Source organism: Microbacterium sp. W1-4-2, assembly GCF_058349885.2.
Genome location: NZ_JBYRJC020000004.1, coordinates 1 through 21961, shown reverse-complemented (window position 1 = coordinate 21961; position 21961 = coordinate 1). Strand labels below are relative to the sequence as shown.

The 21961-nt window shown below is 70.6% G+C and carries 20 protein-coding genes; 6 read left to right on the top strand and 14 right to left on the bottom strand.

The annotated features are described in order from the left end of the window. Window positions 1-35 precede the first annotated feature (35 nt). Genes AC3RX0_RS15440 through AC3RX0_RS15430 form a run of 3 tightly spaced genes read right to left on the bottom strand, consistent with a single transcriptional unit; the run spans window position 36 to window position 4963 of the window. Window positions 36-1250 carry a restriction endonuclease subunit S gene (locus tag AC3RX0_RS15440; protein ID WP_491506895.1) on the bottom strand — a complete coding sequence of 405 codons (1215 nt, stop codon included), beginning with the start codon at window positions 1248-1250 and terminating at the stop codon, window positions 36-38. Further along, a complete protein-coding gene (locus AC3RX0_RS15435; RefSeq protein ID WP_491506894.1) occupies window positions 1247-2935 on the bottom strand; it encodes a class I SAM-dependent DNA methyltransferase in 1689 nt (562 codons plus the stop codon). Before AC3RX0_RS15435 ends, AC3RX0_RS15440 begins: the two co-directional genes overlap by 4 nt. A gap of 9 nt (window positions 2936-2944) precedes the next feature. Continuing rightward, entirely contained in the window at window positions 2945-4963 is a 2019-nt protein-coding gene (locus AC3RX0_RS15430) for a hypothetical protein (protein ID WP_491506893.1), read from the bottom strand. A 191-nt stretch (window positions 4964-5154) separates the two neighbouring features. Between AC3RX0_RS15430 and AC3RX0_RS15425 the strand changes: the two genes are divergently transcribed. The 3 genes from AC3RX0_RS15425 to AC3RX0_RS15415 all read left to right on the top strand — a co-directional run bounded on the left by AC3RX0_RS15425 (window position 5155) and on the right by AC3RX0_RS15415 (window position 8868). Next, window positions 5155-5760 carry a hypothetical protein gene (locus tag AC3RX0_RS15425; RefSeq protein WP_491506892.1) on the top strand — a complete coding sequence of 202 codons (606 nt, stop codon included), beginning with the start codon at window positions 5155-5157 and terminating at the stop codon, window positions 5758-5760. Between the two features lie 43 nt (window positions 5761-5803). After that, entirely contained in the window at window positions 5804-6868 is a 1065-nt protein-coding gene (locus AC3RX0_RS15420) for a TM2 domain-containing protein (protein WP_491506891.1), read from the top strand. Window positions 6869-7062: 194 nt separating this feature from the next. After that, entirely contained in the window at window positions 7063-8868 is a 1806-nt protein-coding gene (locus AC3RX0_RS15415) for a gamma-glutamyltransferase family protein (protein WP_491506890.1), read from the top strand. Window positions 8869-9098: 230 nt separating this feature from the next. On the opposite strand, the gene AC3RX0_RS15410 is transcribed toward AC3RX0_RS15415, so the two are convergent. Together AC3RX0_RS15410 and AC3RX0_RS15405 are read right to left on the bottom strand one after the other, a co-directional pair. Next, window positions 9099-9551: a hypothetical protein gene (locus tag AC3RX0_RS15410; RefSeq protein ID WP_491506889.1), complete on the bottom strand. Its 453-nt coding sequence runs from the start codon at window positions 9549-9551 to the stop codon at window positions 9099-9101. A 198-nt stretch (window positions 9552-9749) separates the two neighbouring features. Continuing rightward, on the bottom strand, window positions 9750-10544 hold the full coding sequence (locus AC3RX0_RS15405) for an NRDE family protein (protein ID WP_491506888.1): 795 nt from the start codon (window positions 10542-10544) through the stop codon (window positions 9750-9752). Between the two features lie 45 nt (window positions 10545-10589). On the opposite strand from AC3RX0_RS15405, the gene coaBC reads away from it, so the two are divergent. The 3 genes from coaBC (at window position 10590) to AC3RX0_RS15390 (ending at window position 13558) form a co-directional block, all read left to right on the top strand. Then, window positions 10590-11792, top strand: a complete 1203-nt coding sequence (coaBC, locus tag AC3RX0_RS15400) for a bifunctional phosphopantothenoylcysteine decarboxylase/phosphopantothenate--cysteine ligase CoaBC (RefSeq protein ID WP_491506887.1) — start codon at window positions 10590-10592, stop codon at window positions 11790-11792. A 53-nt stretch (window positions 11793-11845) separates the two neighbouring features. Further along, on the top strand, window positions 11846-13021 hold the full coding sequence (locus AC3RX0_RS15395) for a phospholipase effector Tle1 domain-containing protein (RefSeq protein WP_491506886.1): 1176 nt from the start codon (window positions 11846-11848) through the stop codon (window positions 13019-13021). A 153-nt stretch (window positions 13022-13174) separates the two neighbouring features. Further along, window positions 13175-13558, top strand: a complete 384-nt coding sequence (locus AC3RX0_RS15390; RefSeq protein WP_491506885.1) for a YbaB/EbfC family nucleoid-associated protein — start codon at window positions 13175-13177, stop codon at window positions 13556-13558. A 34-nt stretch (window positions 13559-13592) separates the two neighbouring features. Here AC3RX0_RS15390 and AC3RX0_RS15385 read toward each other — a convergent pair whose 3' ends face one another. The 9 genes from AC3RX0_RS15385 to AC3RX0_RS15345 all read right to left on the bottom strand — a co-directional run. Beyond that, window positions 13593-14948, bottom strand: a complete 1356-nt coding sequence (locus AC3RX0_RS15385) for an NAD(P)/FAD-dependent oxidoreductase (protein ID WP_491506884.1) — start codon at window positions 14946-14948, stop codon at window positions 13593-13595. A 54-nt stretch (window positions 14949-15002) separates the two neighbouring features. Beyond that, window positions 15003-15770 carry an SDR family NAD(P)-dependent oxidoreductase gene (locus AC3RX0_RS15380; protein ID WP_491506883.1) on the bottom strand — a complete coding sequence of 256 codons (768 nt, stop codon included), beginning with the start codon at window positions 15768-15770 and terminating at the stop codon, window positions 15003-15005. 83 nt (window positions 15771-15853) lie between these two features. Next, complete coding sequence (locus tag AC3RX0_RS15375) at window positions 15854-17152, bottom strand: FAD-dependent oxidoreductase (protein ID WP_491506882.1); 1299 nt, start codon at window positions 17150-17152, stop codon at window positions 15854-15856. A gap of 69 nt (window positions 17153-17221) precedes the next feature. Then, entirely contained in the window at window positions 17222-18376 is a 1155-nt protein-coding gene (gene manA / locus AC3RX0_RS15370; protein ID WP_491506881.1) for a mannose-6-phosphate isomerase, class I, read from the bottom strand. Window positions 18377-18590: 214 nt separating this feature from the next. Continuing rightward, the gene (locus AC3RX0_RS15365) at window positions 18591-19433 is read right to left on the bottom strand and encodes a PfkB family carbohydrate kinase (RefSeq protein ID WP_491506880.1); all 843 of its coding nucleotides are present in this window, start codon (window positions 19431-19433) and stop codon (window positions 18591-18593) included. Continuing rightward, a complete protein-coding gene (locus AC3RX0_RS15360) occupies window positions 19430-20251 on the bottom strand; it encodes a DeoR/GlpR family DNA-binding transcription regulator (RefSeq protein ID WP_491506879.1) in 822 nt (273 codons plus the stop codon). The genes AC3RX0_RS15365 and AC3RX0_RS15360 overlap by 4 nt, the downstream gene beginning before the upstream one ends. Window positions 20252-20279: 28 nt before the next feature. Beyond that, the gene (locus AC3RX0_RS15355; protein WP_491506878.1) at window positions 20280-21047 is read right to left on the bottom strand and encodes a triose-phosphate isomerase family protein; all 768 of its coding nucleotides are present in this window, start codon (window positions 21045-21047) and stop codon (window positions 20280-20282) included. After that, entirely contained in the window at window positions 21047-21544 is a 498-nt protein-coding gene (locus AC3RX0_RS15350) for a ribose-5-phosphate isomerase (RefSeq protein WP_491506877.1), read from the bottom strand. The genes AC3RX0_RS15355 and AC3RX0_RS15350 overlap by 1 nt, the downstream gene beginning before the upstream one ends. 1 nt (window position 21545) lies before the next feature. Further along, window positions 21546-21961, bottom strand: a 416-nt coding sequence (locus tag AC3RX0_RS15345; RefSeq protein WP_491506876.1) for a DAK2 domain-containing protein, incomplete at its 5' end; no start/stop codon positions are given.

The window sequence follows — 21961 nt, the reverse complement described above, 5'->3', positions numbered from 1 at the left end:
GGTTCGCTGGATGCGGTGCGTTCGTTGTTCGCGCGTCAAACGCCGATTCGGGATGCCGCAGCTTCGACGTCACGGACGCGAAGCTTTCCGGACATGAGTTGTGGCAGAAGCGCGTCGCGGGTCGCAGCGAGGATGCGATTCTCGGCGACAGCGCTCAGCGTGGCTCCGCGGATCGCGGACAATCGCGACTCAAGCCCCACAGCTTCTTCTGGCCTCGGCCACGAGACCTCGAGTGCGGCGAGGTCTCGCCAGCTGGTCCTGGGCATTCGTGTCCCTTCACTCGCTGCCGAAACTGCTGAGATCACGTCGTCGCTACTCAGAGCCGCAAGAAGGGTGGCGGTCGTCCGAGGGTCCTGTGCCCGGACAACGAGAACGTCCGTCGAACAGATGCCGGGAGATGGAGCGCACGCCACTTTGTGGAAGTAGGGGCGGAGCTTCCCGAACAACACGTCGCTCGTATCGAACTGCGACTTCGTGCTCGCAACGTCGGCGGCTACGCCCGAGTCGCTTAGCCACATCAGTCGACGTGGGATGTGTTCGAGACCGACATACAGCGTGTCTGGGCGAACCCCTGCCGGATCGATGGCATCACGCGGCGAGTGGGCAACATCACCGACTCGCGCTGTCGAGGACGATTCCAGTGACCCGTACTCTGCGCGCACAAGCTCGTCGGCGGTTGCGGCGAGCTTGGTGTTGGCGGCGATCTTGTCGTCGAGGGCGCCCAGGACCTCGGCGATCGCCTGCTGCTCGGGGAGGGGTGGGAAAAGTGCTTCAAAGTCTGAGATCCGCCCGGGGCTGGTGTGCTTTACGGTGCTACCGCTGGCGGTCGCGACGACATAGCCGCGATATGCCGCCGTTCGGGTGAGGTAATGGAAGAAGTCGGCGTCAAGGGCGTCGGTGTTGGTGACTTCAACAAGTCCGATCCGCTGATTGTGCAGGAACTCACCATCGGGGAGCTTCGCCGCGTAGCCAAGGGTGTCCCCGGCCCTGCTCAGATCCGTCATCGTCACCACGATTTCGTGGTCATTCAGCAGAAATTCCTGCGGGTAGTCGCCAGTGAACGACTTGGACTTTGCCTGCCGAAACCCACCACCGATCGCAAAGTTGCCCGGCGTCAAGACCTGGGGAGCATTCGGATCCTCGCCGAAACCAGAGCCAGGAAACGCGAAGCCGTGTTTCACCCGCAGAAGGTTTCCAAGTCGACGCTGCTCCCAACCGACGAGATTTGCGGTGTAATCACGTCGGTTCACGAGACCCTCCCGAGCTGTTCGCGCACGACGTCAGCCAGGCGTGCCGACTCGGCGAACTGGGCCTCGAGCCCGGTGCGCAGGCGGGCCAGCTTCTCTTCGATGGGCTCGCCGTCGTCTTCTGCCTCGGGGGCTCCGACGTAGCGGCCGGGCGTCAGGGCGTAGTCGGCGGCCTTGATCTCGGCGAGCGTTGCCGAGTAACAGAAGCCGGGGATGTTCTCGTAGGGGCGTTTCGACTCGTCGCTGCGCTCCTCGCTCAACGAGCGCGTGGGTTCAGGGCGTTTCGACTCGCTTCGCTCGCTCAACGACCGGGTGGGATCGGGGGTACCGAGCCAGGCATGGTAGGTGTCGGCGATGCGGGCGATGTCGTCGTCGGATAGAGCGCGCTCGGCGCGATCGACCATGTGGCCCAGGTTCCGGGCATCGATGAACAGCACCTCGCCGGCACGGGCGCCCTTGTCGCGGGCGAAGAACCACACGCACACCGGAATGCCCGTCGACCGGAACAGCTGCGTCGGCAGCGCCACCATGCACGACACCAGGTCGGCTTCGACGATCTCGGCGCGGATCTGCCCTTCGCCGCCCGAGTTCGACGACATCGAACCGTTCGCCATGACGACGCCGGCCTGCCCGCCGGGAGCGAGCTTCGAGAGGATGTGCTGGATCCACGCGTAGTTCGCGTTGCCGGCCGGCGGCACACCGTAGCGCCACCGCGGGTCAGACTCCGATCTCGCCCAGTCTTTGATGTTGAACGGCGGGTTCGCCATGACGAAGTCGGCCTGCAGCTCGGGGTGCAGGTCGCGCGCAAACGTGTCGCCCCACCGCGGCCCGAGGTTGCCGCTGAGCCCGTGGATCGCGAGGTTCATCTTCGCCATGCGCCACGTGCGCTCGTTGAGCTCCTGCCCATAGATCGAGATGTCCGAACCCTCGCCGTGGTGCGCGTCGATGAACTTCTCGGCCTGCACGAACATGCCCCCCGACCCGCAGCACGGGTCGTATACGCGGCCGTGCGTGGGCCGCAGCATCGCCACGAGCACCCGCACGACTCCGGCCGGCGTATAGAACTCGCCACCCCGCTTGCCCTCGGCGGCGGCGAACTTCTCCAAGAAGTACTCGTACACCTCGCCCAGCAGGTCACGCGCACGACGCCCGTCGGCCCCTGACTGCCCCTGCCCCGCGAATCGCGCCGTGTTGAACAGGTCGACCAGCTCCCCGAGGCGCCGCTGGTCGACGTTGTCGCGGTTGTAGATGCGGGGCAGCGTGCCCGACAGACTCGAATTCGCCTGCATGAGAGCATCCATCGCGTGATCGATCAGCTGACCGATCGACTTCTCGGGCTCGTTCAGCGATGCCGGTAGTCCCTTGGCGTGCTCAGAGAGAAACGACCACCGGGCAGTGCCATCGACCCAGAACACTCCGCTGCCCGTGTACTCCTCGACATCGTCGATCAGCTCGGCGATCTGCTCGTCGTCATAGCCGTCGGCGGCGAGTTCGGCGCGGATCTGCCCGCGCCTCTCGTCGAACGCGTCGGACGCGTACTTCAAGAACACCAGGCCCAAGATCACGTCTTTGTACTGCGAGGCATCCATCGATCCGCGCAGCTTGTCGGCGGCCTTCCACAGCGTGTCTTTGAGCTGCTTCATGGTCGACGGCGCCTGCGGGGCGGCTTTCTTCGCGGTTCTGGGCATGGTTCCTTCTTATCGGGTGGGGTCGGCGGGCGTTTCGTCTCGCTCGCGCTCCGCGCGGGCTCGCTCAACGACCGGAGGCAAGACGACGGCGCGGGCGGCGACGGCGTCAGACAAGGTGCGAGTGAGATCGTCGAGCCGGTCCAGCCGTTCGCGCAACTCGGCGCGGGTGCGGGATGCCGCGGCCAGCGCCGCACGAAGCGGAGCCGTTTGCGCGGGATCGATGATGCGCAGACGCCACCGCTTCCACGCGGCGGGCCCGGCCGCACCCGCGGCGATGTCATCGGCGACGAGTTCGGGTACGAGGCCGCCGGGATCGGCCGCGCTGATACGCAGCACGCGCGCGGGGTAGGCGACGACGTGCGAGCCTTCGCGGTCGACCCATGCCCGGGCGTTCGGGCTCGTGCGGAACACGATGTCGCCGGGCCTCGTCAACGCCGCCTTCGGGTGCGCCGCGGCGAACGCGAGCTGGTCGACACGTCGTGGTCCGATGCGTTCGGGGTCGTCGAGATCGTCAGCCGTGACGACGTTCAGACCCCTCTCACCGAATTCTTCCGCCGCCAGGCGGGTGCCCGGCAGCACGCGGGCGTGCGCGTCGCGCACCGCAGCTTCGACCGTTGTCGTGTTCGGCGTGGTGAGCGGCTGCGCGTGCGACGCGGCCTCGAGCGCGGGCGCGTCGTCACCTGCCTGCGCCAGCGCCGCGTCGAGCAGTGCTGCGAGGTCGCGGGATGCCACGGCTGGCCGCCGCAGCGCGGCCTCAGCCACCAGCGCACCCGACCGGGCGAGCACCGACGACGTGCGCTGCAGCCGTGCGAAGCGAAAGGCATGCGCCCGGGCCTGCGCCGGCCCGCCGAGGTTCGCGAGGATGTCGCTGACCAGATCTGTCACAGTCGCCGCGGTGAGCGCGACGCCGGTGAGATCGGCAAGCGCGATGACGCGATCCGCCAACGCGATGTCGGCCGCGGGTCCCAACACCCACACCGCGAGCGCCTCGCGTGACGCACTCGTCACGTGACCTGCGTCAAGGCGCACGATCGCTCGCACACGCCCGGTGCGCAGCACGTCGGCCCGCACGGCCGCGCGCGCGGGCAACAGCGCGTCGACGAGCGCACGGGCGGGGCCGACGACCACCGCGGAGTCGTCGGGACCAAGACCCAGGACGACATCGTCGGTCGCGGTGAGGATCTCGTCGATCGATGCACCCGCGGTCGCCGGCACCCGAGCGAGCAGCACGGCGCTGTCGCCGGCAGCGGCCGCATCGGTCGGGATGCCGCTGCACACGTTGCGGCGTCGCAGCGGCCGGGTCTCGTCCCCGGCAGGCCACACGACGTCGACCTCGCCGTCGAACGCGCGCACCACGGCGTCGAACAGCGTCGTGTCGATTCCCGCTCCGATGCGAATGGCCGAGCGGCCAGCACGAGCGGCCAGCGCCGTCACCAGCGCCGTCACCAGGCCCCGGGCGTCAGCGCCGAGCGCGCCCGCCGATCCGTGTGCGCGCTGGCTGCGTGACGCACGGCGCTGCACGTGCGCGAGCGCCGCATCGGGCGAGTACGCAGCGTCGATGAGCTTGTCGGCATAGCCCGCCCATGACGGGTCGCGGGCGACATGCCGCTCGATCTCGGTGCGCAGGAACGTGTCGGCCGGATCGACCTGCGCGGCCAGGGCGGCCAGATCGTCGACTGCGGCGAGTTCGACGCCCGCGTGTGCGCGCAGCGTGATCAGCGCGGCGAGTTCGGCGACCTCGGCCGGGTCCGAGAAGTCGATGCCGACACCGTCGGCCCAGGCCGCGGCATCCCCCACCGCATCGGGGTTGTGTCCGTGGCCGGTCGCGACCAGCCACGCCGCCACCGCATCGGCGTCGAACAGGTCACGCCCAGACTCGCGGGCGACCGCGGCCGGGAACGGCGAGTCGCCGCGCTGTGACCGGGTGCGCCACATGGATGCCACGGGCCGGCGCACACCCGCAAGCTCGGCCACGCCGGCCAACGAGATGAGCAGCGGCTCGTCTGCGGCAGTGGCATGCGTGGGCATGAACTGAACGTAGCGTCGGCCGCCGACATCGCGCAATTGTCCATATTGATAAGAGGTCTTATCAGCATAAATGTCTCTGTGTTCGGGCGAGGCGTCTACTTTCACATTCAACGGCACGCCGTCAGAGCGGGCGGCGAGGGGACTGGGGTCGCTGCCCGCTCGCTCACACAGCAACAGAACGGGGAATCAGCATGAAGCGCATCATCACCGCCGCCATCGCACTGGCTGCCGCGGTCACCCTCACGGCCTGTGGCGCGGTGACGACCGTATCGAGTTCCGAGCAGACCGCATCCTCCACACCGAACGTGGTCTATCCCGACGGGTATGGTCCTGACGCGACCAGCGAACCCTCGGATCCGGAACCGGCGACACCCGAGGCAGGCACGCTCGAGAACCCGTTCCCGAAGGGGCACACGGCCACGATCTCGCAGAACGGCGAGGACTATTACTCGGTCATGTTCACCCTCGTCGCCGCCAACGCCGACAAGAAGATCGCCGCCGCGAATCAGTTCAACGACAAGGCGCCGCGCTGCTACCACTATGTGATCGTCAAGGCCACCTTCACCGGCCTGAGCAGCGAGGCGGTCGACCCCGGCGTCGAGATGTTCGACTGGCAGATCGCCGACCAGGACGGCAACCTCTACCAGTCAGCGAGCGTCGTCACCGACGAGGAGTCCCTGTCGGGGTCGCCTTCGCTCTACAAGGGCCAGAAGTTCACCGGCGTCGAGGTCTACACCGTGCCGGACTCCACCACAGCGCTCTACATGAGCGCGTTGGGCTCATATCTCGCGCTGTAGCCGACGCTCCTTCCCATCCCCGACACCCACGAAAGGCAATGTCATGACCACTCCCACCCCGTACGCACCCCCGCCGGCGCCGGCGGCCACCCCACCGGCCGACGGCAGGCTGTTCCTCGCCGCGTGGCTGCTCTCGTACTTTCTCGGCGCGCTGGGCGTCGACCGGTTCTATCTCGGCAAGGTCGGCACCGGTATCCTGAAACTCATCACTCTCGGCGGCCTCGGCATCTGGTGGCTTGTCGACCTGGTGCTGATCCTGACCGGTGCGATGCGCGACCGGGTCGGTCGCCCGCTCGTCGGATACGACGCGCACAAGAAGATCGCCTGGATCGTCACCGGGGCGCTCGTCGTGCTGGGCATCGTGATCGGGTCGATCGGCGGTGCGAACGCGTCGTCGAACGCGCCGGATCTGAGCCCGGTCTCTTCGGGCGGTGCTGTGTCGCAGCCGTCACAACGCGCCAGCGCGCCGGCGAAGGCAGCACCGTCGGCCGAGGCATCCACCCCCGCGGCGGCAGAGCCGGTCGAACCCGCAGCGCCGGTGAACGTCGCCGCCGGCTGGGCAGACGACACCTTCGGCTCGTTCAAGGCGGTGAAGAAATCGGGCCACGGCGATACGGTCATCACCCTGCCGAAGGGCGCGACCGGAGGAATCGTCATCGCGACGCACAAGGGGCAGCGCAACTTCGCGATCGCCGTGCTGGATGCCTCGAACCAATCGACCGGTGAGCTGCTCGTGAACACGATCGGCCGATACTCGGGGACCACCGCGTGGGGTCTGATGTCGCTGAGCGAGGGCGTCCGTCTTCAGGTCACGGCGGACGGTGCGTGGACGATCACGATCGCCCCGTTCTCGACGGCGAAGCCGTTCACCGGGTCGGCCAAGGGCACCGGCGACACCGTGATGCTCTACAACGGAGATGCCGCGGCGCTGACCGCCACCCACCGCGGGACGCAGAACTTCGTGGTCTACGAAGAAACGAGCGAGATGTTCAGCATGGGGCTGCTCGTGAACGAGATCGGCAAGTACTCGGGCACCGTCCCGATGTCGGCGGGCCCGTCGATCCTCACGGTGCAGGCCGACGGCGCGTGGACTCTCAAGGCCGAATAGACGCCTCCCTTCGCCACGGGCTGCACTTTCCCGCTGATGCGCCAGGGTTTTCCTGCCGCATCAGTGGGGATCTGCAGCGCCGGGTGAAACACGGGCGCATGTGCAGGATGCTGCAGCATTCGATGTCGCGCTCGGCCCGACGGCGCGCAGGCCATACTCGTAGAGCACCCGTGACGAATCGAGGAAAGGACGCAATGGCCGCGTTCACGACCCGCCCGACGCTGGAGGGGACCTTCGGAATGGTCTCGTCGACCCACTGGATCGCATCCCAGGTCGCCATGGGTGTACTTGAAAAGGACGGCAACGCGTTCGATGCCGCGGTGGCCGCAGGATTCACGCTCCACGTGTGCGAGCCACATCTGAACGGGCCGGGCGGTGAAGTGCCGGCGATCATCTGGGCGGCAGGCGACGGGAGGCCGCGCGTCCTGGCCGGTCAGGGCCCGGCGCCCCAGAAGGCGACGATCGACCACTACCGGTCGCTGGGATTCGACATGATCCCCGGCGCGGGCCTGCTGGCGGCGGCGGTTCCCGGTGCTGTCGATGCGTGGCTGCTGCTCCTTCGCGACTACGGCACGAAGACACTCGAAGAGGTCCTGGCACCGGCCATCGCGTATGCGAGCACCGGCACGCCGGTGCTCGAGCGGGTCGCCACGACCGTGGAGAGCGTCCGGCAGCTGTTCGAGCAGGACTGGCCCACTTCTGCGCAGCAGTGGCTGGCAGATGGGCGAGCGCCGCAGCCCGGAACGCTCATGCGCAACCCGGCCTATGGCCAGACCCTTCAGCGTCTGGTCGACGAGTCCAAAGCGGCTCACGGCAGCCGCGAAGCCAGGATCGACGCGGCACGGCAGGCCTGGAGTCAGGGATTCGTCGCCGACGCCGTCGACGAGTTCGCACGGCGGCCCTCCCGCGACTCCAGCGGCGAGCGGCATGCGGGCGTGATCACGGGCGACGACCTCGCTGCGTACCAGGCCGCCTGGGAAGAGCCGGCGACCATCGACTGGCAGGGGACGACCGTTGCCAAGACCCGCGCCTGGGGGCAGGGACCGGCGCTCCTTCAATCGTTGAGACTGCTCGACGCACTCGGCGACCCGCATGATCTCGAGCTGGATTCCGGCTCGGGCATCCACGTCGTGACGGAGTGCCTCAAGCTCGCATTCGCCGACCGTGAGGCCTGGTACGGCGACACGGACGACGTTCCGCTCGACACGCTCCTTTCGCCTGCGTACGCCGAGACGAGAGCCCGGCTGATCGGTCATCACGCTTCCACCGATGTGCGCCCCGGCAGCCCGGACGGACGCGAACCCGTGCTGTCGGCCCACGTCATCGAGCAGCTGAAGGCGGGGACGGCAATGGAGAGCGCGCGCTCGAACCCGTCGCTGGGCGAGCCGACCGTCGACGCCGACGGCGTCACCAAGGGCGACACGTGCCACGTCGACGTCGTCGACCGCTGGGGCAACATGATCTCGGCCATGCCGAGCGGCGGGTGGCTGCAGAGCTCTCCGACGATTCCGCAGCTGGGGTTCCCTCTGGGCAGCCGGCTGCAGATGCTCTGGCTCGAAGAAGGCCTGCCCAGCTCGCTCGTGCCCGGAAGGCGCCCGCGCACGACGCTGAGCCCGACCATGGTGCTGCAAGAGGGCCGGCCGATCCTCGCGTGCGGGTCACCGGGCGGCGACCAGCAGGACCAGTGGCAGCTCATCCTGCTGCTGCGTCACCTGGTCGGCGGACAGGCTCTGCAAGAGGCCATCGACGGGCCCGCATGGCACACGGCGAGCCTGCCGGCGTCGTTCTACCCTCGGACGTTCGAACCGGCATCGTTGATCGTCGAAGACCGGGTGTCACCGTTCGCCCGTGCCGACCTGGCGGCGCGCGGCCACCGGCTCACCGTGACGGGGCCGTGGACGCTCGGGCGGCTGTGCGCGGTCGCCCGGGACCCGCACAGCGGCGTCGTCCGCGCCGGCGCCAACCCGCGCGGCATGCAGGGATACGCCTGCGGGCGCTGAAGGGTTCGCCGAGGGCGATGAAGTCGACGCCGCCGCCGACGGCGCATCGCTTCGCTTCGTGCACGCGACAGAAGCGCGCAGTCGCGGTGAGCGCATCGTCGCGAGAATGAACGGACGCAGTGGCAGTCCGCAGACGACCGACCGGCTCATGGCACTCCTGCGCAATGACTGAGCGGGCCCTCGCCGACACGAACGTCCCGGCCTGACCCCGACCGGGCCAGGCGCCGTCGTCACCCCGCCTGCATCGGCGTGACGGTCATGTCGACTCCGCCGAACGGGAACGGATAGAAGAACGTGCCCCCGTAGCCGTCCCACGATTCCAGAGGAATCAAAGCGAACCACACGTGCGCGACAATCACCGACGCGACCACCACGATCACCATCACGCGCACCGTCAGATCGAACGTGTGCAGCGCGGCGGCCTCACTGTGGGCGCGCCGCAGCACGCGGGTAAGGGCGAAGAATAGCGCGGCGACGAGGAAGACGTAGACGACGATGCTCGGATGCAATGTCAGGTTCACGCACTGCGGCGCAGCGACTGTGGGATTGCCTCGGGCGTCGAGGTATCCGCCATCGCCCGAGTACCCGCCGGGGCAGGATCCCTTCGACGCCGTCATGACGGCCGAATAGATCAACGCGAGCACCGCCGTGGCCACAAGCACGCCACGGATGCGAGCGATCACGGCGTGCCCCGGCAGCACTCGGACGTCGGTCTGCGGCTCGGCTGCGTTCGACACGGCACCTCCCCCGTTCCGCTCATGATGGCAGAACGCGCGCGGGTTGTCTGCCTTTGGGAAGTGCAGGAATACGTCTCGCCGCCGCGACGTGAGCGCACGCAGCGGGATCCCTCCGGGGGCACCTGCTCCGGCGACCCGCCGCTGTCACTCGGCGGCAGCGACCGGGGGGACGAGATCGACCGGATTCCAGCGGCCGGGATGCGCGAGGGCGCCGTACTCCACCTCGAGGCCGTCGGCGCCGATCGAAGCAACGCACAGCAGCAGCGACTGGGTAGGCCAGCCGGCGGGACGGTTGTCGCGGATGATCGCCCGCTCGTCGGTGGGGTCGAGCTCCGCGCTGCGGGCGAGGATCTCGAGCCACGGGCGGGCCCAGGATGCCGCGCCCACGCCGCCGATGGTCGGGTGGCCGCCGTCGGCAGCGGCATGCAGCGGCCCGACGCCGTCGCCGGTCGGGGCGGCGTCGAACGCGTCGTGCCACGCGACGATCCGGGCGGTGCGCGGATCGTCGAGGTCGTGGTGCGCGATCATGTGCGTGCCCGGCGGCACGAGCAGCTCCTCGCGCGACGTCCCGTCCCACGTCACGACCCGCACGCCGTCGGGTCCGATGTCGACGAGGTTGAACCCGGGCATCGCCGGCGTCGGCTGCGGGGGACGGCCGGCCACGGCATCCAACGCCACCGACCCGCGCGAGACGGGGGTGACCTCCGCGGGCAGCTCGGGGCTGTGCCGATTCAGCAGCACCGCGAGGCGGCCCGCCGCCTCATCCGCCGCCAGCCACGCTCCCCCCGCGCGCAGATCGCGCACGCCGACCACGCCGGGCTGCACGGGCCACCACGCACCGAGCGGCTGCCACGGACGGTCGGGGTCCTCGTCGCGCACGGCGAGCATGCGCACCGGGTCACCGGCGGTCTCGGGCACACGCAGGATCACGGTGCACACGGGGCCTCCTTCATGCATGTCGGCGATCGGTGGCAGGATCGGACCATGTTCATCGTCGTGGGCGTCACCGGCGGAATCGCGGCCTACAAGGCCGTCAACATCGTACGGCTCCTCGTGAAGGCGGGGCACGACGTGCACGTGGTCCCGACCGACGACGCGCTGCGATTCGTCGGCCTGCCCACGTGGGAGGCGACGAGCCGCAACCCCGTCACGACGAGTGTGCACGACGACGTGCCGCGCGTGCGCCACGTCGCCCTGGGCCAGGCCGCCGACCTGGTGATCGTGGCTCCCGCCACGGCGAACACGCTGGCCAAGATGGCCGTGGGCATCGCCGACGACCTGCTCGGCACGACGCTGCTGGCCACCACCGCGCCGGTCGTCGTCGCCCCCGCGATGCACACCGAGATGTGGGGCCACCCCGCGACCCGGCAGAACATCGCGACGCTCGTCGCGCGGGGGGTGCACATCCTGGGCCCCGCCGACGGCGAGCTCACCGGCGGCGATTCGGGCCCCGGGCGCATGCTCGAGCCCGACGACATCGTCGCCCAGGCACTCGCGCTCAGCCGCCCGCAAGACCTCGCGGGTCTGCGCGTGGCCGTGTCGACCGGGGGCACCCGCGAGCCGATCGACCCCGTCCGCTTCATCGGCAACCGGTCGAGCGGGCGGCAGGGCGCCGCCCTCGCGCGCGCGGCCGCCGATCGTGGCGCCGATGTCGTGCTGGTCGCCGCGCACGTCGACGACGGTGTGCTGGCCGAGGCATCCCACCCCCGCATCGCCGTGATGCGGGCGGGCACCGCCGCCGACCTCAAGACCGCGATGACGGATGCCGCGGCCGACGCCGATGTGGTCGTCATGGCCGCCGCAGTCGCCGACTACCGCCCGGCGTCGTCGTCGGACGCAAAGCTGACGAAGGAGTCCGCCGGCCGACCCGGGCGCACGCTCGAGCTCGTCGAGACCGAGGACGTGCTCGCCGCGCTGGTGCGTGGCCGGCGCGAAGGCCAGACGATCGTCGGGTTCGCCGCCGAGACCTCGCACGGCGACGAGCTGCTCGAGCGCGGGCGGCGCAAGCTCGAGCGCAAGGGCTGCGACCTGCTCGTGGTCAACGAGGTGGGCTGGCAGACCGGGTTCGAGCAGGGGGCCAATACGGTCGTCGTGCTGGCGGCCGGCGGTGAGGTCGTGGCCGAGACATCCGGCACCAAGCGCGAGGTCGCAGACGCCGTGTGGGACGTGGTGCGCGCCGCCCGCTGACGCCCCGTATCAAGAGCCGGGCACGGCGCCTCCTCGTTCATGGGAGGTTCGCCATGACCACGCCGCTCAATCCCAAGAACATCGTCGTGTGCCTCGACGGCACGAGCAATGAGCTCGATCACCATCCGACGAACGCCGCCAAGGTGTTCATGATGCTCGATCTCGACGACCCCACGACGCAGATCGCGTACTACGACCCCGGAGTGGGCACCCTGCCGTCGGCGACGGCGCGCGGATCGATCGAGCGTGGACTGTCGCAGCTGTGCGGGCTCGCGTTCGGCTTCGGCATGCGCGGCAAGGTCAGCCGGGCCTACGCCTGGCTGGTCGAGCACTACCAGCCGGGCGACCGCCTCTTCATCTTCGGATTCAGCCGCGGCGCGTACACGGCGCGGGCGCTGGCCGCGCTGCTGGCCCGCCCGGGCCTGCTGCGCGCCGGGTCGGAGCACCTGGTCGACTACGCCGTCGCACAGTATGTCAAGCCAGCCGGCACCCGCAAGGCGGTCGCCCAGCGGGCCCGCGAGGCCAAGGCGTTCGCCGACGCGCTGTGCTGGGGCACCGACGGCGAGCCGATCGCCGGCGCGTCCGGCGGGTTCGCGGAATCCGTCGACGACGAGCTGAGACAGGACGTCCACGCGATCCCGATCGAGTACCTGGGCATCTGGGACACCGTCGAGGCGTGGTTCGCGGGCCTCGGCAGCCTCGACTGGCCCGACACCGCGTCGCTGTGGAACGTCAAGAAGCTGCGCCACGCGGTCTCGATCGACGAGGCGCGACGCCCGTTCCGCTACCTGCCGGTCGATCGCCGCGACGGATTCGAAGAGGCCTGGTTCCCCGGCGTGCACTGCGACGTGGGCGGCACGTTCGCCGAGCACGAGCTGGCCACCGTCGCGCTGAAGTGGGTGTTCGACGGGGTGTGCGACCGGCTGCTGCTGCGCGACCGCATGGCCGCCGAGATCTACCGACGCTACTGCGGCGTCGAGCGGAGCTTCGCGACGCACGGCCCCACCCACGTCAACGCCTGGGCGTGGAACCTGCTGCTTCCGCTGCGCCGGCGCATCCCCGACGACGCCGTGCTGCACGAGTCCGTGCGCGAACGCCGCGCCGCGATCCCCGCGTACCTTCCGCGCCTCGCCCGTGCCGACGACGCCGACCGCTGGACCGACGCCGAATGGTGGATGCCGCGGGTCGAGGCATCCCTTCCCACGATCGAAACCCCCGAGGCGGCGTAAGAATCCGCCCACCGATCCGCGAGGGTGCAGCTGACGGGCGAGGGTGTGGGTGTTTCCCTGCCCCTCGCCCGTCAGCTGTACCTTCGCGGGGATGACTCGGGCGGGAGGCGGCGGAGGCTGGGCACGATCCATGGGGTCGCATAGTGTGGAACGGTGGACGAGTTCGCCGAAGACCCCGACATCCTGATCGCGCGCGTGCAGGAGCAGGTCGCGCAGGCGCAGCAGCGCGCGCAGGCCGCCCAGCAGATGCGCGCCGAGGTCGAGGCCCTGCGCGGCACGGCGACCTCGCCGCGGCGGGAGGTGGCTGTGACGGTCGATGCGTCGGGACGTCTCGTCGACATCGACATCGCCGACGCGGCGCTCGACCTGCGGGCGAAGGAGCTCGGGCGGTTGATCATCGAGACGGCCGGTGCCGCCCAGCGCGACGCCGGCGAACAGGCGATGGCCGTGGCATCCCGCGCCTTCGGCGAGAACTCCCCCGTCGTGGACCGGCTGCGCGCCGAACTCGATTCCCGCACCGACGCCGCCGAGCGCTGACCGCCCTGTCGCGAGGGTGAGGGGGGGCGGGTGGTCAGTCGTGCTTCTTCTGGGCGCCCTTCCTGGCCGCAGCGACCGCGGCGGCGGCCTTGAACGGACGGCGGGGATGCAGTGCGGCTGACGTGGAGACGAGGTCGCGATCGACGATCGCGTCGGTCGCCCAGCCGGCGAACAGCCGGATCTTGCGCGAGAGGGTCGGCATCGCCACGCCGTGGTACAGCCGGTCGACGATCCACGCCGGCAGGCCGCGCAGTTTGACGCCCTTGATGACCGCCGCTCCGCGGTGCGGTCCATAGCTCGCCATCGTCCCGAGGGATGGATGACGGAAGTCGGCCGGCTCTCGTCCGGTGAGCACGCTCTCGATGTTGCGCGCGAGCTGCTTCGCCTGGCGCACCGCGTTCTGCGCGGTCGGCGGGTAGTACGCCGGCTGCTTCTTCTGGGTGAGATCGGGCACCTGCGCGTTGTCGCCCAGGGCCCACGCGCCCGCGACGACCGTTCCGTCGCCGCGAACGACCTGCAGGCGCGCGTTGGCGACCACATGGCCCTTGGGTCCGCGCGGCAGATCGGTGCCGTCGAGGACGGGATTCGGCGTCTCACCGGCGGTCCAGACGATGGTGTCGGCCCGCACCGTCGTGCCGTTGTCGAGCACGACCTTGCCCTTCTCGCATGAGGTCATGGTGGTGCGCGTCAGCACGTCGATGCCGCGCTGCCGAAGCCGGTCCTCGGTCCACTGCGCCAACTCGCTCCCGAGTTCGACGGCGACCGCGTCGGCCGCTTCGACGAGCAGCCAGCGAGGCGTCATTCCGGCCAGCTCCCGGTGGCAGTCGATGGCGCGCGCGGCGAGGTCCTGCAGTTCGGTGATCGCCTCGACGCCGGTGTAGCCGCCGCCCACGAAGACGAACGTCAGCGCCCTGGATCGCGCATCGCGGTCGTGCGTGGATGCCGCGGACCGAACGCAGTCCAGCACGTGGTCGCGCAGGTGGATCGCCTCTTCGAGCGTCGAGAAGCCGATGCCCTGCTCGGCCAGGCCCGGCGTCGGGATCACCCGCGTGATGGCGCCGGTCGCGAGCACGGCCTGGTCGTAGTGGAGCTCGGCCGTGGTCCCGTCCAGACGTCGGGCGGTCGCCGTGCGGGCGTCGCTGTCGAGCGACTCCAGCCGGCCGGCGACCAGGGAGCAGTGGCGCAGCGCGCGCCGCAGCAGGACCGCCACGTCACGGGGGTGCGTCTCGCCGCCGGCCACTTCGGGCAGCAGCGGCTTGTAGGTCATGTAGGGGCTCGGCTCGACGATGGTGACCGTCACGTCGCCGCGTCTCGCTGCCCGCTTGAGCCCGTAGGCGGTGTACAGGCCGGCGAATCCTCCGCCGACGACGAGTACGTGTGGTGTGCTCACTTCTCCTCCTGCCCGTTCTTCCATCGCCCGTCTGGACGACCGCTCATCGAGTGCTCACAGTCCGACGCTGCCCTGCATGATGCCGCCGTCGACGGTCACGCTCGTCGCCGTGATGTAGGCGCCGCGGTCGGATGCCACGAACACGACCGCATCCCCGATGTCCGAGGGCTGCGCCACGCGACCGAGCGGGATGGCGGCCTTCAGCTTCTCGGCCTTGTCGGGGTCGTCCAGGGTCGAGGTGTTGATCGGCGTGTCCACCGCGCCCGGGCAGATGTTCACGACGCGGATGCCGTGGGGTCCGAGCTCGACCCCCGCCGTGCGCGCCAGCATCCGCTCCGCGCCTTTCGACAGGCAGTACGCGGTGTTGCCGGGCATCGGCCAGTCCTCGTGCACCGAAGAGATGTTGACCACGACGCCGCCGCCACCCTGCGCGAGGAACTGCTTGGCCGCTATCTGGGTTCCGAAGAACGCGCTCTTGAGGTTGACGTCGAGCACCTTGTCGTACTGCTCCTCGGTCGTGTCGAGCACCGAGGTGCGGGTCTCGATCCCCGCGTTGTTGACCATCACATCCAGTCGCCCGAAGGCCTTGACCGCGGCATCCACCATGCGATGCACATCGTCGACCTTGCTGACATCCGCGTCGACGCTGACGGCTTGCCCGCCGCCGGAGCGGATGCGGTCGACCAGCGACTCGGCATCGCTCTCGTGCGCGACGTAGTCGATCACGATGTTCGCGCCTTCTCTGGCTGCGGCCAGCGCGATGGCCTCGCCGATCCCGCTGTTGCCACCGGTGACGATGACGCACTTCCCTTCGAGCAGCATGCTCGGCCTCCTTCACCTCGATATCGGGCAGTCAACCGCTCAGAGACCGTGATGCGAAGGGGGTTGCGGACGGCCGGATTCCGTCACGCAGAGCGATCGCGGCCAGGCCGCTCCAGACGCTCGGGGCGGAAGCCGTAGCCGACCATCCGCACGACGCGGGGGCGCACCACCGGCAGGACGTAGCGCAGCCACGCGCGCTGGGCGCGTGTCGGCGGATTGTCGAGCAGGCCCGACACCCGGCCGGTGTCGATCAGGCGGTGGGCCAGGCGCTGGATCCCCTGCATCGCGGCGGTCGGCCAGCCCCGCCGGCGCTGCACCGCCGCGCACGCCCGGTCGATCGCCGCGTGATCGGGGCGAACGAGCCCCGCGGCACCGTCCGCACCCGCCCCGGCGGCATCCGTCCCCGCACCTCGACCCCGCAGCACCGGGGCGAGCACCCGCGCGGCGGCCACGGCATCCTGGACCGCGTAATTGATCCCGACGCCGAACACGGGCGACATCGCGTGGGCGGCATCGCCGATGCACAGCAGGCCGGGCCGCCACCAGCGCGGCAGCCGGTCGATGCGCACCGAGAGCAGCTTGACGTCGTCGAACGACCCGACCGCGTCGATCACCTCGGACAGCCGCGGCACGATCTGCACGATGCGGTCGCGGAACGCGGCGATCCCGGCGGTGCGCACGTCGTCGAACGTGCCCTTGGGGATCAGCTGCGCGCACTGCAGGTACGCGGGCCGCGGGATCGTGATGACAAGGCCCCCGGGGCCCGCCCAGCCGAGCGTGTCGGGCAGGGGACGCTGCGGCCGCGGCACGCGGAACCACAACACGTCCAGGTCCACGTCGTAGGCGTGCGGCGCGAACCCGGCAGCCTCGCGCACCGTCGAGGTGCGGCCATCGGCGCCGACGACCAGGGTCGCCTCGACCTCGAGCTCTCCCTCGGCGGTCTGCGCGCGCACGCCGCGCACCCGTCCGTCGCGCTCGATCACGCCGGTGACGTCGGCGCCCATCCGCAGGTGGAATGAGGGATGCTGCGCCCCCGCGTCGGCCAGCAGGTCGAGCAGGTCCCATTGCGGCATGAGGGTGACGAAGCGGTTCGGCGGCGGCAGCGTCGAGAAGTCGACCAGGTGGATCCGGATCCCGTTGACCACGGCATCCATCCGCGGCAGCGGCTTGTGCGTGATGGCGTCGAAACGCTCGCGCAGTCCGAGCGCGTCGATGATGTTCAGGGTCGACGGGTGCACCGTGTCGCCCCGGAAGTCGCGGAAGAAGTCGTCGTGCTTCTCGAGGATCGTCACGTCCACGCCCTGCCGGGCCAGGAGCAGCCCGAGCATGACCCCGGCGGGGCCGCCCCCGGCGATCGCGACGTCCGTGTGCAGGGTGGTCACACGCGCAGACTACGCGCGGCGCCCCGGCCCCGCCAGAGTCCGCCCGGCCCGGCGTCGGCGGGCGGCCGGTCAGATGCCGGTAGCGACGAAGAGGCGGCCGGAGCCGGCCGCGCGCACCTCGGCCGGCTCGTCGACGAAGACGATGTCGCCGCGGGCGGCCGCGGCATCCTTCCCCTCCACGGTCAGGGCGAACGTGCCCTCGACGCCCACGGCGATGGCCGCCGACCCGGTCGTGAACTCGGCGTCGCCGGTCACCAGCAGCAGCTCGAAGTCGACGCCCTCGCCCGACGGCAGCGACGCCGGGCGGTACGACACGACGTTCGGCGACACCGTCGTCGGCTTCAGCCAGGATGCGGGGCCGGGCGTGAAGTCGAGCACCTTCTGCAGCTCGTCGCGGTCGACGTGCTTGGGTGTCAGGCCTCCGCGCAGCACGTTGTCGCTCGGCCCCATGAGCTCGACGCCGGTGCCGCGCAGGTAGGCGTGGATGTTGCCGGCCGGCAGCCACAGCGACTCACCGGCCGCGAGCGTCACGTGGTTGAGCATCTGCGCGACCAGCACGCCCGCATCGCCCGGGTATTCGCGCGAGAGCCGGTCGAGCAGCTCGAAGCGCCGCGGGTGGGCCTGCGCGATGCGGGATGCCGCGTCCACCGCCCGCTCGACGTCGGCATCGCCCGACAGCAGCCACGCGAACGCGCCCTGCACCCCGGCGTCGGCCTCACGCCGCCAGTCGGCGAGCGCCTCGGTGTCGCCGGGCCCTGCCTGGGCGGTCAACGCGTCGATGAGCGCGACGGTCTCGCCGGCCGGCCGGAAGCCGCACAGCGCCTCGAACCCGTCGTCGATCGCGACGATCAGCTCGGGCTTGGCGTTCGGGTCCTTGTAGTTGCGCTCGCGCGCCGTGAGCGGGATGCCGGAGCCCTCTTCGCGGGCGAAGCCCTCGGCCGCCTGCTCGGGTGTGGGGTGCGCCTGCAGCGACAAGGGTGCTGCAGCGGCGAGCACCTTCAGCAGATACGGCAGTGCCACGCCCGACCGCTGCTCCCACTCGGCGAGGTCGGCCCACGGCTGGTCGGCGCCGGCCGGGCGGCTCGGCGACAGCGGATGCGCGCCGAGCCACAGCTCGGCCTGCGGACCCCCGGTGGCATCCCAGCCCAGGACGCGGGCGACGCCGTCGACGGCCCCCCAGGCGTAGTCGCGAGCAGTGTTGGTCAGCGGGATGAGGGAGGTCATGGCATCCTTCCGGTCGCGCGCCCAGGGTCGCGTGCCCATCCAGCGTACGGTGCGCTCCGAGATCCCCGCGATGCCCGACGTCCCGTCGCCCAATCCCTATGGATTCGGCGACTCCATGGGCCATAGGTTATGGACTCGCCCAATCCCTATGGATTCGGCGAGGGACAGGAGAGAGTGGACAGGAGAGAGGGGACAGGAGAGAGGGGGCAGGAGCTCACCCGAGGTAGGCGTCGAGCGGCTGCAGCAACGGCTGGCTGCGCTCGTCGGCGACGGCGGCGGCCCCGACCGCGCACGCGGCGCGCAGCGCGGCCTCGTCGTCGATGCCGCGCAGCATCGCGACGGTCAAGGCCGCCGCGAACGCGTCGCCGGCCCCGACGGTGCTGACCACCGAGGTCGGCGTCGAGGGCGCCGACGCGATCTGCCGGCCGTGCCGCAGCATCACCGCGCCGTCCGCGCCGAGGGTCAGCGCCACCAGGGGCGCGGTGGCCAGGCGCGGCAGCGCCGCGTACTCGCCCTCGTTCACGATGAACAGGCCGGTCCGCTCCCACAGCACCGAGCTCAGCTCGCGCGCCGGCGACACGTTCAACGCGAACAGGCCGGTGCCCGTGCGCGCGACGTGGTCGACGACGTCGGGGGCGACCTCGAGCTGGGCGAGCACCGGCACCGCCGGATCGCGGTCGAGGCGCGCCGGGTCGATCCGCAGGTTGGCTCCGGGGCACACGACGATCGAGTTCTCGCCGGCCGCGTCGACCACGATCAGGGCCGTGCCGGTCGCGTCGTCGGCGGTCTGCACGGCCGACACGTCGACCCCCGCCGAGGCCAGGGCGTCGCGCATCTGCCGGGCCGCGGCATCCTGACCCACCGCCCCCAGCATCCGCACCGACGCCCCCAGCCGGGCCGCCGCGGTCGCCTGGTTGGCGCCCTTGCCCCCGGGCTGATGGGTGAGGATGCCGTCGGCCACCGTCTCGCCGAGGGCCGGCGCCCGCTGCACCCGTGCGACGACGTCCTGGTTGATGGCGCCGAGGACGTCGAGGCGAGGCGCCGACGAGGCGTTCACGGCCGGCCGTCCCGCCCGGCCTTCTTGGCGATCACGACCGTGACGCCGCGCTTGCGCAGTCGTTCCACGTGGGCGCGGTCGGTCTCGGCGTCGACCACGACGGCGTCGAACTCGCTCAGCGGCAGCATCGCGTGCAGCGCGCGCCGCTCGAACTTCGTGTGGTCGGCGAGCAGGATCCGGGTGCTCGCCGACTCGAACATGGCGCGTTTGACGTCCACGGTCTCGAGCGTCTGATGGAACGCGATGTCGTCGGTGATCGCCGAGGTCGACATGACGAGCACGTCGGCGCGCAGCGACGAGAACGCCTCGACGGCCATGCGGCCCATGAACGCCGAGCACCAGTTGTAGAACTGGCCGCCGACCGACAGCAGCGTGATCCCCCGGGTGCCCTTGAGCTGCTCCATGATCGTGAGCGTGTTGGTGATGACCGTCAGCGGCGTCTTGGTGTGCAGCAGCGGCACCAGGTGCAGGGTGGTCGTCGAGTCGTCGAGGATGATCGCCTGCCCCGGCTCGATGAACTCGAGCGCGGCGCGCGCGAGGGCGTCCTTCTCGGCCAGCTGGCGGCTGGAGCGGTAGACGTCGCTGGATTCGACGAGCGCGGTCGACATCGCCGTGGCCACCCCGCGGTCCTTGCGCAGCAGGCCGCGCCCTTCGAGCTCGTCGAGGTCGCGGTGGACGGTCATGACGCTGATCTTGAAACGATCGGCGAGCTGCTCGATGCGGATGGCGCCCTCGGCCATGACCGCCTCGGTGATCTCGCGCTGCCGCGCCTGCTGTCGGCTCTGGCGTGACAGCGGCGCGCTCGTCGGTGCGCTCACGGCCTCTCCCCCCACGTCCCGATTTGGTTCAGAGTATCGTCGCGGCCTCGTCGAGCACGCGTTCGAGCTGGGCGGGGTCGTGCGCGAAGCGGCCGAGGAACAGTCCGTCCACGCCCCGGCCGAGCGTGCCCAGCTGGCCGGGTCCGGCGCTGCCGCCGTAGATGACGGATGCCGCGGCCACCCGCGGATCGTCGTCCAGGGCCCGCCGCAGGGCGGCGATCACGCCGGTCACGTCCTCGGCCGGGGCGGGCCGGCGTGCGCCGATCGCCCAGACCGGCTCGTACGCGACGATGAGCTCGTCGAGGACCGCGGCCGAGTCGAGCCCGTCCAGCGCCGAGGTGAGCTGCGCGACGCAGGCCTGCGCGGCATCCTCCCCCCGCGTGGCCTCGCCCACGCACAGGATGGGGACCAGCCGGTTGCGGACGGCCGCGGCGAGCTTGCGTCGGATCATGTCGTCGTCCTCGCCGAACAGGGCCCGGCGCTCGGCGTGGCCGATCTCGACGTAGGCGCAGCCCGCCTGCCGCAGGTCGCTGCCGCTGACGGCTCCGGTGTAGGCGCCGCGGTCCTCCCAGAACAGGTCCTGCGCGCCCAGCTCGACGCCGCTGTCGGCGAGCGCGGTGCGCGTCGCGTCGAGTGCGGGCAGCGACGGCAGCGCGATGAGTCGGACGTCGCCCGCGCGCACCGCCGGATGCCGGCGCGCGATCGAGGCGACCTCCTTCGCCCAGCGGACCGTGCGGGGGATGTCGAGGTAGAGCTTGAGGCTCACGCCCAGGGTGACCCCGGCGCGTCCGCCCATCAGGAAGCGTCTCCCGACGACGGACCGTCGCCGGGCTTCGCGTTCTCGTAGTCCACGACCACCGCGACCTTCGCCGCGGACGCCGAGGATTCGTCGAACTCGTAGCCGAGCCACTCGCGGGCGAGGCGCCGCGCGAGCTCGAGGCCCACCACCCGCTGCCCGAACGTGAGGACCTGCGCGTTGTTGCTGAGCACACTGCGCTCGACGCTGTAGCTGTCGTGCGCGGTGACCGCGCGGATGCCGGGCACCTTGTTCGCCGCGATCGCGACGCCCAGGCCCGTGCCGCACACGAGCAGCGCCCGGTCGGCCTCACCGGCGGCGACCTTCTCGGCCGCCGCGATCGCGACGGTCGGGTACGGCGTGTGCGACTGCGCGTCCACCCCGACGTCGACGACTTCGGCGACCCGCGGGTCGGCCTCGAGGTCCGCTTTGAGCGCCTCTTTGTACTGGAACCCGGCGTCGTCGGATCCGACGATCACACGCCATGTGCGGGCCATCTCAGTTCTCCTTCTGTTCATATGTCTCGCGTTGCCCGATGACCGCGGCCACCGCCGTCATCGCGCGTGCGAACGAGATCGCCCCCGGGTCGGGGGTTCCCACGCTCTTCTGCCCGTGCGTGCGTGCCCGGCCCACCTGCGGCACCAGGTCGGCGGTCGCCTCGGCGGCCGTCGTCGCCGCGGCTGCGGCATCCGTCCACGCGGGGGCGAGCTCGCCGCCGTCCTCGGCGCGCTCGGCGAGGCGTCGCGCGAACGGAACGAGGGCGTCGACGAGCGTCTTGTCGCCGACCTGCGCCTTGCCGAACGACTGCACGGCGTCGCGGGCCGCGGCGACGGCCGCAGCGACCGCAGCCGCGTCGGGGGCGGCGGCGTCGCCGATGCGGTCCCCGGCCGCGCACAGGCCGGCGCCCCACAGCG

Coding starts and splice junctions, on each gene's coding strand:
- AC3RX0_RS15420 (WP_491506891.1), top strand. CDS start 5,804: ATGACCACTCCCACCCCGTACGCACCCCCGCCGGCGCCGGCGGCCACC.
- AC3RX0_RS15435 (WP_491506894.1), bottom strand. CDS start 2,935: ATGCCCAGAACCGCGAAGAAAGCCGCCCCGCAGGCGCCGTCGACCATG.
- AC3RX0_RS15425 (WP_491506892.1), top strand. CDS start 5,155: ATGAAGCGCATCATCACCGCCGCCATCGCACTGGCTGCCGCGGTCACC.
- AC3RX0_RS15350 (WP_491506877.1), bottom strand. CDS start 21,544: ATGGCCCGCACATGGCGTGTGATCGTCGGATCCGACGACGCCGGGTTC.
- manA (WP_491506881.1), bottom strand. CDS start 18,376: ATGACCTCCCTCATCCCGCTGACCAACACTGCTCGCGACTACGCCTGG.
- AC3RX0_RS15380 (WP_491506883.1), bottom strand. CDS start 15,770: ATGCTGCTCGAAGGGAAGTGCGTCATCGTCACCGGTGGCAACAGCGGG.
- coaBC (WP_491506887.1), top strand. CDS start 10,590: ATGTTCATCGTCGTGGGCGTCACCGGCGGAATCGCGGCCTACAAGGCC.
- AC3RX0_RS15430 (WP_491506893.1), bottom strand. CDS start 4,963: ATGCCCACGCATGCCACTGCCGCAGACGAGCCGCTGCTCATCTCGTTG.
- AC3RX0_RS15415 (WP_491506890.1), top strand. CDS start 7,063: ATGGCCGCGTTCACGACCCGCCCGACGCTGGAGGGGACCTTCGGAATG.
- AC3RX0_RS15355 (WP_491506878.1), bottom strand. CDS start 21,047: ATGGGCGGACGCGCCGGGGTCACCCTGGGCGTGAGCCTCAAGCTCTAC.
- AC3RX0_RS15395 (WP_491506886.1), top strand. CDS start 11,846: ATGACCACGCCGCTCAATCCCAAGAACATCGTCGTGTGCCTCGACGGC.